This window comes from Siculibacillus lacustris, from assembly GCF_004328075.1.
Lineage (GTDB): Bacteria > Pseudomonadota > Alphaproteobacteria > Rhizobiales > Ancalomicrobiaceae > Siculibacillus > Siculibacillus lacustris.
On sequence record NZ_SJFN01000024.1, the window covers coordinates 1 to 12,489 of the forward strand.

The window sequence follows — 12,489 nt, forward strand, 5'->3', positions numbered from 1 at the left end:
GCCCGCGACGCCCTGGTCGCGGCGCCGCCGGCCTTGCGCGACCGCCTCGGCGCGGCGCTGGTCGACGAACCACCGCCGATCCGCCGCGACGGCGGCTTCGTGCGCGCCGGCTTTTCGGCGCCGCTCGACGAGGCGCGCGAGCTCTCCGCCGACAGCCGCCGGCTGATCGCCCGGCTCGAGGCCGACTACGCGCTCGAGACCGGCATCCGCTCGCTGAAGATCCGCCACAACAACGTCCTCGGCTTCTTCGTCGACACCACGCCGGCCCATGCCGAGAAGCTGCAGACCCCGGCGCTCGCCGGGCGTTTCTTCCATCGCCAGACGCTGGCCGGGGCGGTGCGCTTCGGCACCGTCGAACTGTCCGACCTCGAGGCGCGGATCGCCTCGGCCGGCGAGCGGGCGCTCGGGCTCGAGGGCGAGATCTTCGACGACCTCGCCGCGCAGATCCTCGCCGAGGAATCGGCGATTCGCGCCGCGGCCCAGGCCTTCGCGGTGATCGACGTCGCCGCCGGGCTCGCCGAACTCGCCGACCGCGAGGCCTGGGTGCGGCCGACGGTCGAGGCCGGTCACGCCTTCCGCATCGTCGGTGGGCGCCATCCGGTGGTCGAGCAGGCGCTGCGCGAGGGGTCGGGCGAGGCCTTCGTCGCCAACGACTGCGATCTCGGTCCGCGCGCCGGCGAGGTCGACGGGCGGCTGACCATCGTCACCGGCCCCAACATGGGCGGCAAATCGACCTATCTGCGCCAGAACGCGCTGATCGTCCTGCTCGCCCAGATCGGCGCCTTCGTGCCGGCGCGTTCGGCGACGATCGGCGTCGTCGATCGGCTGTTCAGCCGCGTCGGGGCGGCCGACGACCTCGCCCGCGGGCGCTCGACCTTCATGGTCGAGATGGTCGAGACCGCGGCGATCCTCAATCAGGCGGGGCCGGCGGCGCTGGTGATCCTCGACGAGATCGGCCGTGGCACCGCCACCTTCGACGGCCTGTCGATCGCCTGGGCGACGATCGAACATCTGGTCGCGGTCAATCGTTGTCGGGCGCTGTTCGCCACCCACTACCACGAGCTGACGCGGCTGGCCGACCGCCTGCCGCGGGTCGCCAACGTCACCTCGACGGTGCGCGAATGGAAGGGCGACGTGGTGTTCCTGCACGAGATCGTCGCCGGCGCCGCCGATCGCTCCTACGGCATCCAGGTGGCCCGCCTCGCGGGCCTGCCGGCCAAGGTGGTGGAGCGGGCGCGCCAAGTGCTGCGGCAGCTCGAGGAACAGGATCGGCGGCGGCCGACCGAAACGACGATCGACGATCTGCCGCTGTTCTCGGCCGCCCGGCCGGTGCGGCCCGAGCCGGCGGCGCCGGTCGAAGACCCGCGCCTCGGTCTCCTGACCGCCGAGATCGCGGCGCTCGCCCCCGACGATCTGACCCCGCGCGAGGCCCTGGACGCGCTCTACCGGCTCAAGGCGCGGGCCGCCGCCATACTGCATTCATCCGACTAGGGGATCGTCGACCCGGCAAACGGCGGCCGACGATGCTCGAGTCTCGTTCGGTGGGGGTTGTCGATGGATCGATTCTTCCGTTTCGGCCTCATCGTCCTGGCGACCGCTTCGCTGCTGGTCGGCCGCGCTCAGGGCGGCAACGTCGCCGCCCCCGTCGAACGACACGGATCGCGGATCGCTTGCCTCGATCTGATGCGCACCAAGGACATCGAGGGAGAGAATTTCCAGGCCGACGAAGCGGCTTGTTTCGCGACCGGCGAAGGTCTCCTGAAGCGGACGGGCGATGATCTCGAAATTCGCATCGCCGGTTCTGCGCCGTTGGTGCTGAAGGGCGACCTCGCGGCGTGTGACGCCGGCGACGAGGCGCTCTGCCGGTTCGCGAGCGTCGATTGCTTCGACCCGATTCGCCGATTCGTGATCGTGAACGTCGGCTACTACGAAATGCAGAACTACGAATTCATAAATCTCGATGATGGAAGCAGAACAACAATCTACGAAAGACCTGAATTTTCACCGGCCGGAGATCAATTCATCGTCATAAGCCGAGACATTATGAATGAACGCCCTGTCGATCTCGCAGTGTTTCAAATCGAAGGCGGGCATGTGAAAGAAGTCTTCGAATACAATAGTTCTGACTTCACACCGCCACGCGATGAAACCTGGTCTCTCATGTCCTGGCTGGACGAAGACCACATTGCGCTCTCCGTCGCGCCGAGCAACCCGATGGCCGATCCGGGCGAGAGCGTAGCCGTGGATCTCGTGAAGGATGCGGACGGCGAATGGCGTCTGCAAGACTGGCCGCGATGAGCGAGGGCGACCGCCTGCCGCCACAAAGACGGCCTCAGCTCGCCCGGCGGCCGGCGTCGGCGCCGTAGAAGGCGATGTAGCGCTCGGAGATGTTGGCGACCGGCATGACGATGCAGACGTCGGTAGTGCCGAACTGGTGGTCGACCACCGCGCCGTCGCCGATGTAGGCACCCAGCCGCAGGTAGCCCTTGATCAGCGGCGGCAGTGCCTGGATCGCCGCGCGGGCGTCGACCGCCTCGCGGCTCAGCCGGTTCATGTCGGTGAAACGGTGCGGCAGGGCGCGGACCCGCCAGCCTTCGGGGGCCGGGCAGTTGTGGTGGAGGAAGGACAGCGGCAGGGCGAGGCGGCGCGGGTCGGTGCCCTCGAGGCTGGCGCAGCCGATCATCACGTCGATGCGGTGGCGCAGCACATAGGCCCAGATACCCTGCCACAGCAGCTCGACGGTGCGCTTGCCGCGATAGGCGGGCAACACGCAGGAGCGGCCGAGTTCGAGGAACTCCAGGCCGGGCTTGGAATCGATCAGCGGCTGGAGGTCGTATTCGCCGGCGGTGTAGAAACCGTCGTGGCGTTCGGCGACCGACTGGCGCAGCACCCGGTAGGTGCCGACGATGCGCGGGCGGGTCTTGCCGAAGGGCTTCACTTCCGGATTGGCGTGGTCGATCACCAGGATGTGGTCGCAGATCGCGTCCCAGGCGTCGGCGTCGCGCCGGGTCATCAGGGTGCGGGCGTCGGCGATCGCCGACATCTCCTCGTAGAACACCCGGTAGCGCAGCTCCTGGGCGCGCTTGACCTCGCCGACGGTGCGGGCGAGGCGGACCTCGAGCGAGCCGATGCGGCCGAGGCTGGCGTCGAGCGAGGAGCCGACCAGACGGCCGACCGGCATCGGAACGCCGATGCCGGGCAGCACGTTGATGCGGCCGGTGGGAAGGTGGCGCTGCGGCACGAAGCGGCCGAACAGACGACGGGGCGACAGAGCAGCGTTGGCCATGGACTTCTCGGACCTCGTTCCCACTCGTGTGGCCGGTCGTTCGAGCCCCGAAGGTGCGGGAGACCCCGCGACGGCGACTCGAAGTCGGCTCCGAACGTCCCTTCGTCAGATCACGCTCCGCTGACAAGTCCATGACACGAAGACGACGGGAATGTGACGAAGTGACACCCGGCCGCCGCGCCGCCGCGACCTTCGACCAAAGAGGGGCAAAACCCCGGCTCGGCGCCGGCGAAGGGGGCGGAGGGATCGATTCGCTGGCGTGAAGACGCGGTTGCGGGCGAATCAGCCGGCGGCGGAGCGATCCGCGGCCGGTGGAGCGGCGGAGCGCGGGACCGCGGCGAGCAGGGCGGCGAGGCGGTCGCGATCGATCGGCTTGACCAGGGTGGCGTCGGCGCCGCAGGCCACGGCCCGGGCGGCGGCGGCCGGGGTGGCGTCGGCGGTGACCGCGACCACGAAGGGCGTGGCGCCGCCGTCGCGGGCGCGCAGGGCACGAATGGTGGCGAAGCCGTCCATGCCGGGCATGTGCAGGTCCATCAGCACCACCGCGAAGGGCCGGCCGGCGGCCTCGGCGGCGGCGATCTCGGCGAGGGCGGACGGACCGTCGGCGGCGACGCGGGCACGATGGCCGAGATGGTCGAGCAGGGCGCGGCCGAGCAGGGCGTTGATCTCGTTGTCGTCGACCAGCAGCACGTCGTGGATTCGGCCGGCCGGAGCGGCGGCGATCGGGGCGGCGGCGGCTTCGCTCGCGGTCGCGCCGTCGAGCACGCGGACCAGCGAGGCGACGCGGATCGGTCGGACCAGGTGGCCGTCGAAGCCGGCGACCTTCAGCCGCTCGAGGTTGTCGCGATCGGCGGGGGCGATCAACACCACGGCGCGCGGCACTGCGGCGAGATGGGCGCGAGCGCGGACGAGGGCGTCGGCGGCATCGGCGCCGGGGCGATGATCGATCAGCACCACGTCGAAGGGTTCGTCCGGGGCGAGGCAGTCGGGGCTCGCGGCGAGCGTGGCGCCGGCGCCGAGCGCATGCAGGCGGCGCAGCAGCAGCGGCGGCTCGATCCGGCCCTGGGCGAGGATCAGCACGCGGCGCCCGGCCAGCGGGCGCAGCAGCGGTGGCGACGGTTCTGCGGCGGCGAGCGCCAGATCGAAGGCGAAACAGGCGCCGGCCCCGAGCCGGCTGTCGAGGCGGATCTCGCCGCCCAGGCGCTCGACGATGGCGCGGGCGATGGCGAGGCCGAGGCCGGAACCACCGCGGTCGCCGGCGGGTTCGGCGACGCGCTCGAATTCGGCGAAGATGCGTTCGGCGTCGGCCGGGGCGATGCCGATGCCGGTGTCGCGGATGCGGAAGGCGATGCGGCCGCGCGGCGCCGGTTCGACCTCGACGGCGACGCCGCCTTCTTGGGTGAACTTGACGGCGTTGCCGCCGAGATTGAGCAGAACCTGGCGCAACAGCAGGGGGTCGGCGACGACGCGGACGGGCAGGCCGGGGGCGACGAAGGCGGCGAGCTCGAGGCCCTTGGCATGGGCCCGCGGCGCCAGCAACTCGACGACGTCCTCGACCAGGGCGTCGAGGGCGACCGCTTCGGGCGGATGGGCGTCGCGACCGGCCTCGAGGCGGCCGAGATCGAGCACGTCGTCGACCAGCCCGAGCAGGGCGGTGCCGGAGCGCCGCATCGCGCCGACATAGGCCTGTTGTTCGGGGGTCAGGCCGGTACGGGCGAGGAGATCGGTGAAACCCAGGATGCCGTTCAAGGGGGTGCGCAACTCGTGGGCGGCGACGGCGATGCGGCGGGCGGCAGCGGGATCGTCCGCCTGGCCGACCGGGATCGCGGCGACGGTTGCCGGGCGGCGCAGCGCCACGGCGAGGCCGACGGCGCAGGCGCCGATCAGCGCGGCGGCGGCGAGGCGACCGATCTCGCCCTCGATCCCGAGGACGCAGATGCCGGCGGCGGCGAGGCCGATCCCCGCGGCGCCGACGACCCGCAGCCGATGGGCGCGGCGCGCGGGGTCGCGGCCGAGGTCGACGGGGGGGACGGGTTCGGGCGCTGCGGCCATCGGGGCTCACGAAGACGGGGGCGGGCCGGTCCGATGCGGACGACCCGGGCGATCGGCGGCCGTGGGAGACGGCGCCCGACACCGCTCTCCTTGTACCGCGCCGGGAGTTGCGAAAGATTTTACGAAACCCGATCGGCGGGAGGGATCGGCGCGCCGGAGATCGCACCCGTTGCGACCTCGGGCGACCGGAAAGGCCGCGGCGACCGCCGCTCAGGCGGCCTGCGACAGCGGGTCGGCGCCGCGGGCGCCGAGGGCTTCGGCGAGGTGGATGCGGCCGACGGTCGGGCGGTCGTCGAGATCGGCCAGCGTGCGGGCGACCTTGAGGACGCGGTGATAGGCGCGGGCCGACAGGCGCATGGCGGTGGCCGCGGCGGCGAGCAGATCGGCACCGGCGGCATCGGGCCGTGCCACCTCCTCGACCAGGGCCGCCGGCATGTCGGCGTTGGTGCGCACCCCGTCGAGGCCGAGGGCGGCGAAGCGGCGGCGCTGGACCAGTCGAGCGCGCGCCACCCGGGCGGCGACCTCGGCCGAGCCTTCGGTCGGCGGCGGCAGGATCAGATCCTGGGCGGAGACGGCGGCGACCTCGATGCGCAGATCGATGCGGTCGAGCAGCGGGCCGGACAGGCGGGCCTGATATTCGTCGGCGCAGCGGCGGCCGCGGCGACAGACGAAGCCGGGCGTGCCGGCATGGCCGCAGCGACAGGGGTTCATCGCGGCGATCAGCTGGATGCGGGCCGGGTAGCTGACCCGATGGTTGGCGCGGGCGATCACCACCTCGCCGCTCTCCAGCGGCTGGCGCAGCGAATCGAGCACCTGGGGCACGAATTCCGGCAGCTCGTCGAGGAACAGCACGCCATTGTGGGCGAGCGAGACCTCGCCGGGGCGGGCGCGCAGGCCGCCGCCGACCAGCGCCGCCATCGAGGCGGAATGGTGCGGGCTGCGGAACGGCCGCCGATCGGACAGCTTGCCGTCGGCGAGCTCGCCGGCGATCGAGGCGATCATCGAGACTTCGAGCAGTTCGCGCGGCTCGAGCGGCGGCAGGATCGACGGCAGGCGGGCGGCGAGCATCGACTTGCCGGAGCCGGGCGGGCCGACCATCAGGAGGTGGTGGCCGCCGGCGGCGGCGATCTCCAGAGCGCGCTTGGCGGTCTCCTGGCCCTTGACGTCGCGCAGATCGGGCAGGCCGGCGACCGCCTCGCGGATCTTCGGGGTCGGCCGGGCGACGACCTGGGTGCCCTTGAAGTGGTTGGCGAGCTGGACGAGGCTGCGGCCGGCGACGATGGCGAGGTCGGGGCTGGCCCAGGCGGCCTCCGAGCCGGAATCGGCGGGGCAGATCAGGCCCTTGTCGAGGGCGGCGGCGGCGACCGCGGCGGGCAGCACGCCGGCGACCGCGGCGATGGTGCCGTCGAGCGACAATTCGCCGAGCGCGACATAGTCGAGCAACTGGTCGCCGGGCATGGCGCCGATCGCCGCGAGGATGGCGAGCGCGATCGGCAGATCGTAGTGGCTGCCCTCCTTGGGCAGGTCGGCCGGCGCCAGATTGACGGTGATCCGCCGCTGCGGCAGGGCGAGGCCGGCGGCGAACAGCGCGGCGCGGATCCGCTCGCGGCTCTCGCCGACCGTCTTGTCGGGCAGGCCGACCACCGCGAAGACCGGGTTGCCGGCGGTGATCTGCACCTGCACGTCGACGGGGACCGCTTCGATCCCCTGAAACGCGACCGTCGTCACCCGCGCCACCATGTTCGCCTCGATCGTCGATGGACGCTCGATCATGGAACATTAAGGGAACAATTGCAACCTGGATTCTCGAAACCGGTTGCATCGGGTTGCATCACCGCGAACGGGGCGGGAACGCCGGCGCTCAGTCGGTGGTGCGGATCAGATCGGCGCGGGTGACCACGTCGAAGCCGACATAGACGATCTCCGGCGCCGGACGGCCGTGGGCGAGGGCGTCGAGGGTGTCGACGATGCGCGCGCCCATGTCGCCGGGGCGCTGGCCGACCAGGACGTGGCCGAGGCCGTCGCGCACCAATCGGCGCTCGACCGGCAGGGCGTCGGCGACCACCACCACGGTGCGGGCGCGGTCGAAGCGCTCCTTGTGGCGGCGGGCGATCTCGCGCCAAGCGTCCTCGGCGAGGAACGGCCAGGCGCCGACCGAGATCACCGCGTCGAGATCGGGATGGTCGAGGAGCAGGCGATCGACCAGACCGGCGGCCTCGCGGGCCTCGCCGGTGGTGGCGACCGGCGAGCCGGCGATCTCGGTCCAGCCGCTGCCGAGGGCGTCGCGCACCCCCTCGACCCGGTCGGCGAGGCTCGGAGTTGTGGCGGCGCCGGTCAGCACCGCGAAGCGGCCGCCGGCCGGCTTCCACCGTCGCAGCGAGGCGCCGAGCGCCCGGCCGAAATCGCGGGCGTTGGTGCCGATGAAGCTACGGCGCAGCTCCCCGGGCAGGTCGGCGTCGAAGGCGACCACCGGAATGCCGGCGGCGCGGGCCGCGGTGAGCGCCGGTCCCACCTCGGAGATCAGGGCCGGCGAGACGGCGAGCCCGTCGATCTTGTCGGCGACCAACGCGGCGACGATCTCGCCCTGATTGCGCTTCTCCTCGCCGCCGGGGCCGAACAACACGCAGGTGATGCCGCCGCGAGCGACGGCGCGGGCCCGGCAGCCCTCGCCGACCGCATCGTAGAAGGCATTGCCGGCGACCGGCGCGACCACCGCGAAACGGGTCTCGGCCGAAGCCGCACCGGCGAAGAGGGCGAGAGCGAAGCCGATCGCGGCCGTCGCCGACCACCGGACGTCACGCGCTGCCATGGTCCCCTCCCCGGTCGGTCGAGCCTGCATCAGCCGGCGCGGGTCGCGGCGATCTTGGCCTCGATGGCGTCCCAGATCACCGCGGCGACGTCGGGACCGCCGAGGCGGCGGATGGCGCGGATGCCGGTCGGCGAGGTGACGTTGATCTCGGTGAGGAAGTCGCCGATCACGTCGATGCCGACGAACAGCAGGCCGCGGGCCCGCAGGGCCGGGCCGATCCGCTCGCAGATCTCGCGTTCGCGCGGGGTCAGGTCGGTGGCCGCCGCCTGACCGCCGCGCACCATGTTGGAGCGCAGATCGTCGGCGGCCGGCACCCGGTTGACCGCGCCGGCGAAGACGCCGTCGACCAGGATGATGCGCTTGTCGCCCTCGCGCACCTCCGGCAGGTAGCGCTGGATCACCCAGGGCTCGCGCCAGGTGGTCGAGAACATGTCCATCAGCGAGCCGAAGTTCTCGTCCTCGGAGCGCACCCGGAACACCGCGGCGCCGCCGTGGCCGTAGAGCGGCTTCATCACGATGTCGCGCTGCTCGGCGCGGAAGGCGCGGATCTCGTCGGCATCGCGGGAGATCAGGGTCGGCGGCATCAGGTCGGGGAATTCGGTGACGAAGATCTTCTCGGGCGCGTTGCGGACCTGGGCCGGATCGTTGACCACCAGGGTCTTGGGATGGATCCGCTCGAGCAGATGAGTGGTCGTCACATAATTGAGGTCGAAGGGCGGGTCCTGGCGCAGCAGCACCGCATCGAAGCGCGTCAGATCGACCCGCTCGCGGGCACCGAGAGTGAAGTGATCGCCGGCGACGTCGCGCACCGTCAGGGTCTCGACCGCGGCGAAGACCCGGCCGCCGGCCAGCGCCAGCCGATCGGGGGTGTAATGCCACAGGCGGTGGCCGCGGGCCTGAGCCTCGAGCAGCAGGGCGAAGGTCGAATCCCCGGCGACGCGGATCGAGGCGATGTGGTCCATCTGAACGGCGACGGCGAGCGACATGACCGATCCTTCGGGTTGTTGAGCGCCCGTTCTATCCCGGGATGCCGGAGCCGACAACGGGGCCGGAGCGCAGCCGCTCAGCGCCGGGCGGCGAAGGGCAGATCGAGGTCGTCGCCGCGGAAGGCGTCGCGGCGATGAATCGGCCAGCGGCCGGGCACCACCAGCACCACGTCGAAGCGGCGATCGCAGTCGGCCCAGCGCGGATGGCGGGCGACCCAGACGTCGGCGGCGGCGAGGATGCGGGCGCGGCTGCGGGCGGTCACCGCATCGAGCGCCGCTTCGGGCGTCGCCCGCGCCTTGACCTCGACGAACACCAGGGTGCGGCCGCGCCGGGCGATCAGATCGATCTCGCCGGCCGGGCAGCGGAAACGTCGTTCGAGGATGGCATGGGCCTTCAGCCGCAGGGCCCAGGCCGCCCAGGTCTCGGCGGCGAGGCCGTGGGCTTCGGCGCGACGCCGCTCGGAGGCGTCGCGGCGGGTCACCGGCCGCCCCCGCGTTCGGCGCGCAGTTCCAGCGATCGGGCATAGAGCGTGCGGCGGTCGGCGCCGGTCAGGCGGGCGACTTCGGCCACCGCCGGACCGGGGGCGAGCCGGGCGAGCGCGGCGCGCAGCATGGCGTCGACGTCGGCTTCGCTGGTGGCGATCTCGGCCGGCGCGCCGACCATCAGCACCACCTCGCCCTTGACGGTGCGGGTGGCAAAGATCCCCGCGAGTTCGCCGAGGGTGCCGCGCACCGTTTCCTCGAAGGTCTTGGTGAGTTCGCGGGCGACCACCGCCGGACGGTCGGCGCCGAGCACCGCGACCAGATCGGCGAGGCTCTCGGCGAGGCGATGGGGCGATTCGTAGAAGATCAGGGTGGCCGGGACGCGGGCCAGTTCCTCGATGCGGCGGCGACGGGCCTCGGCGCGGGCGGAGAGGAAACCGGCGAACAGGAAGGCGTCGGTGGGCAGGCCGGACAGGACGAGTGCTGCGAGCATCGCCGAGGCGCCGGGCACCGGGATCACCCGATGGCCGGCGGCGACGCAGTCGGCGACCAGGCGGTAGCCGGGATCGGAGACCAGCGGCGTGCCGGCGTCGGAGACCAGCGCGACCACCTTGCCCTCGGCCAGCGCGGCGAGAAGTCGCGGCCGACGCTCGCCGGCATTGTGGTCGTTGTAGGAGATCAGGCGATTGCGGATGCCGTAGCGGTCGAGCAGGACGCGGGTGGTGCGGGTGTCCTCGCAGGCGACGAGGTCGGCGGCGGCCAGCGTCTCCAGCGCCCGCAGCGAGACGTCGCCGAGATGGCCGATCGGTGTGGCGACGACGTGGAGGCCGGGATCGAGACGGTGGGCGGGAAAGGCGGCGGCACCGATGCGGAAACCGTGCCGGCCTTCGTCGCCGCCGGAGTCCTCGAGATCGTCGCGGTCGTCGGGGGTCGGCAGATCGTCGGTCATCGGGGTATCCGGGAGGTGGGAGAAGGCTTTCACGCGGTTCGGGCGCGACGAGAAGCCCGGGGAAAGGCGCGTTTCAGTCGAAGGGCGTTTTGACTCGGGGTCTTGCTGGGGCCAAGATCGTCGGCAACAAACGCATCGGATTTTCCGTATCGTCGAGAAGAGGTCGTCCTCCCGTGGTCCGCACCGAACGCCCCCTCACCGGCCGTCGCCGGTTCGTCGCTCTCGCGCTCGGCGGCAGCCTGGTCCTTGCCGGCTGCGGCAGCAACTTCGGCTCCGGTGGCCTGTCGAGCGGCGGTGATGCCTTCCCCGAGCCTACACCGACCACCCCGCCCCTCGCCAGTGGCGACACGATCGGCGCCGGTTCGGTGCGGGTCGGGCTGGTGTTGCCCAAGTCGGCGGGCGGGCAGTCGGCCCAGATCGCCGCGCAGTTGCGCAATGCCGCGGAATTGGCGCTGAAGGACTTCCCCAACGCCGACATCCAGATCACCGTGCTCGACGACGCCGGCACCACCGAAGGCGGTCAGGCGGCGGCGTCGCAGGCGGTGGCCGAGGGCGCGCAGCTGATCATCGGACCGCTCAACGCGGTGTCGGCGCGCGGCGTCGCCGGGCCGGCGCGCGCGGCCGGCCTGCCGGTGGTGGCCTTCACCACCGACACCTCGGTGGCGACGCGCGGGGTCTATCTGATCGGCTTCCTGCCGGCGGTCGATGCCGAGCGCATCGTCTCCTACGCGGCCTCGCAGAACCGCAAGTCGGTGGCGGCGATCGTTCCCGACGACGCCTACGGGCTGGTGATCGAGGCGGCGTTCCGCGAAGCGGCGGCGCGCTACGGCATGCGGGTGATGGGGGTCGAACGCTACAAGGGCGATCCCGTCGACATGCAGACCAAGGCGGCGGCGATCGCCAAGTTCGGCGCGCAGATCGATTCGGTGTTCGTGCCGGATGCGCCGCAGAACGCTCAGGCGGTGGTCCAGGCGATGTTCTCGGCCGGGCTCGACCGCACCCGGGTCAAGCTGCTCGGTTCGGGCCGGTGGAACGATCCGACCGCCTTCGCCTCGCCGGTTCTGGCCGGCGGCTGGTTCCCCGGCGCCGATTCGACCGGCATCGACGGGTTCCGCGCCCGCTATCGCGCCAGCTTCCAGTCCGAGGCCGGTCCCCTGGCGGTGCTCGGCTACGAGGCGGTGTTCCTGTCGGCGGGTCTGGTGCGCAACGCCGGAGCGCGGCCGTTCCGCGACGAATCGCTCTTGTCACGCAACGGCTTCCTCGGGGTCACCGGCCTGTTCCGGTTCAAGCCCGACGGCACCTCGGAACGCGGCCTCGCGGTGTTCGAGATCGGCGGCGGCACGGCCCGGACGATTTCGCCGGCGCCGAAGCAGTTCCCCGCGGGGACGTGAGACGAGCCGGCCTCACGCATTCTCGTCGATCACCTCCGCCAGGTCCCGCAGCGTCGCGCGCAGGGCGTCGAGACGCGCGCGGCCGAGGCGGGCGGCGGCGCGGGATTCTTCGCGTTCGCTGAGGTCGATCAGCGCCGCCCACACCGCGTGGCCGCGGTCGGTCAGGCGGACCCGCTTGGCGCGGCGGTCGTCGGGGTCGCCGGCGATCGTCACATAGCCGAGATCGGCGAGCGCCTGGGCGAGATAGGCCATGCTCTGCTTGGTCATGCCGGCGCGTTCGGCGAGATCGACGACCCGCGAGCCGCCCGGCAGGATGTAGCGCAGAACCGCGGAATGGGCCGGCCGCACGTCGGCGAAGCCGCGCGCCGCGAGGCCGGCATAGACCCGCGCCTGCAGCCGTTCATAGGGCCGCCGCAGCAGCGCCCCGAGGGTCGCCTGGGCCTCTGAAATCGTCGCTTCCGTCATCGCAGTCCCTATTGACAGACGTTCTGTCCATTTGTAGACAGTTCGTCTGTCTATATAGGGAGACGGGG

Annotated in this window: 11 protein-coding genes; 3 read left to right on the plus strand and 8 right to left on the minus strand. The window is 71.9% G+C overall.

The window, feature by feature from the left end:
• Together mutS and EYW49_RS15365 are read left to right on the plus strand one after the other, a co-directional pair.
• The coding region (mutS, locus tag EYW49_RS15360; RefSeq protein ID WP_131310472.1) for a DNA mismatch repair protein MutS at positions 1-1,491 on the plus strand (1,491 nt) is incomplete at its 5' end.
• Positions 1,492-1,554: 63 nt separating this feature from the next.
• Positions 1,555-2,298, plus strand: coding sequence for a hypothetical protein (locus tag EYW49_RS15365; RefSeq protein ID WP_131310473.1), 744 nt, complete (start codon positions 1,555-1,557; stop codon positions 2,296-2,298).
• A 34-nt stretch (positions 2,299-2,332) separates the two neighbouring features.
• Here the strand turns inward: EYW49_RS15365 and EYW49_RS15370 are convergent, their stop codons facing one another.
• From EYW49_RS15370 to rsmI, 7 genes are all read right to left on the minus strand, one after another.
• On the minus strand, positions 2,333-3,181 hold the full coding sequence (locus EYW49_RS15370) for a GNAT family N-acetyltransferase (RefSeq protein ID WP_228259633.1): 849 nt from the start codon (positions 3,179-3,181) through the stop codon (positions 2,333-2,335).
• A gap of 387 nt (positions 3,182-3,568) precedes the next feature.
• Entirely contained in the window at positions 3,569-5,338 is a 1,770-nt protein-coding gene (locus EYW49_RS15375) for a hybrid sensor histidine kinase/response regulator (protein ID WP_131310475.1), read from the minus strand.
• 210 nt (positions 5,339-5,548) lie between these two features.
• Positions 5,549-7,078 (minus strand): YifB family Mg chelatase-like AAA ATPase, encoded by a 1,530-nt coding sequence (locus EYW49_RS15380; RefSeq protein WP_131310540.1) that lies wholly within the window; start codon positions 7,076-7,078, stop codon positions 5,549-5,551.
• Between the two features lie 121 nt (positions 7,079-7,199).
• Positions 7,200-8,147, minus strand: a complete 948-nt coding sequence (locus EYW49_RS15385) for a substrate-binding domain-containing protein (protein WP_165498282.1) — start codon at positions 8,145-8,147, stop codon at positions 7,200-7,202.
• A gap of 29 nt (positions 8,148-8,176) precedes the next feature.
• Entirely contained in the window at positions 8,177-9,133 is a 957-nt protein-coding gene (gene gshB / locus EYW49_RS15390; protein WP_131310477.1) for a glutathione synthase, read from the minus strand.
• 77 nt (positions 9,134-9,210) lie between these two features.
• Entirely contained in the window at positions 9,211-9,615 is a 405-nt protein-coding gene (locus tag EYW49_RS15395; protein WP_131310478.1) for a YraN family protein, read from the minus strand.
• Complete coding sequence (gene rsmI, locus EYW49_RS15400; RefSeq protein ID WP_131310479.1) at positions 9,612-10,565, minus strand: 16S rRNA (cytidine(1402)-2'-O)-methyltransferase; 954 nt, start codon at positions 10,563-10,565, stop codon at positions 9,612-9,614. The genes EYW49_RS15395 and rsmI overlap by 4 nt, the downstream gene beginning before the upstream one ends.
• A 173-nt stretch (positions 10,566-10,738) precedes the next feature.
• Between rsmI and EYW49_RS15405 the strand changes: the two genes are divergently transcribed.
• Complete coding sequence (locus EYW49_RS15405) at positions 10,739-11,956, plus strand: penicillin-binding protein activator (RefSeq protein ID WP_165498283.1); 1,218 nt, start codon at positions 10,739-10,741, stop codon at positions 11,954-11,956.
• 12 nt (positions 11,957-11,968) lie between these two features.
• On the opposite strand, the gene EYW49_RS15410 is transcribed toward EYW49_RS15405, so the two are convergent.
• On the minus strand, positions 11,969-12,421 hold the full coding sequence (locus EYW49_RS15410; protein WP_131310481.1) for a MarR family winged helix-turn-helix transcriptional regulator: 453 nt from the start codon (positions 12,419-12,421) through the stop codon (positions 11,969-11,971).
• Positions 12,422-12,489: the final 68 nt, after the last annotated feature.

What these genes read in the sequence shown, in the direction of transcription:
- EYW49_RS15380 (WP_131310540.1), bottom strand. Translation starts at nt 7,078, where the DNA reads ATGGTGGCGCGGGTGACGACGGTCGCGTTTCAGGGGATCGAAGCGGTC.
- EYW49_RS15370 (WP_228259633.1), bottom strand. Translation starts at nt 3,181, where the DNA reads ATGCCGGTCGGCCGTCTGGTCGGCTCCTCGCTCGACGCCAGCCTCGGC.
- rsmI (WP_131310479.1), bottom strand. Translation starts at nt 10,565, where the DNA reads ATGACCGACGATCTGCCGACCCCCGACGACCGCGACGATCTCGAGGAC.
- EYW49_RS15375 (WP_131310475.1), bottom strand. Translation starts at nt 5,338, where the DNA reads ATGGCCGCAGCGCCCGAACCCGTCCCCCCCGTCGACCTCGGCCGCGAC.
- EYW49_RS15365 (WP_131310473.1), top strand. Translation starts at nt 1,555, where the DNA reads ATGGATCGATTCTTCCGTTTCGGCCTCATCGTCCTGGCGACCGCTTCG.
- EYW49_RS15385 (WP_165498282.1), bottom strand. Translation starts at nt 8,147, where the DNA reads ATGGCAGCGCGTGACGTCCGGTGGTCGGCGACGGCCGCGATCGGCTTC.
- EYW49_RS15410 (WP_131310481.1), bottom strand. Translation starts at nt 12,421, where the DNA reads ATGACGGAAGCGACGATTTCAGAGGCCCAGGCGACCCTCGGGGCGCTG.
- gshB (WP_131310477.1), bottom strand. Translation starts at nt 9,133, where the DNA reads ATGTCGCTCGCCGTCGCCGTTCAGATGGACCACATCGCCTCGATCCGC.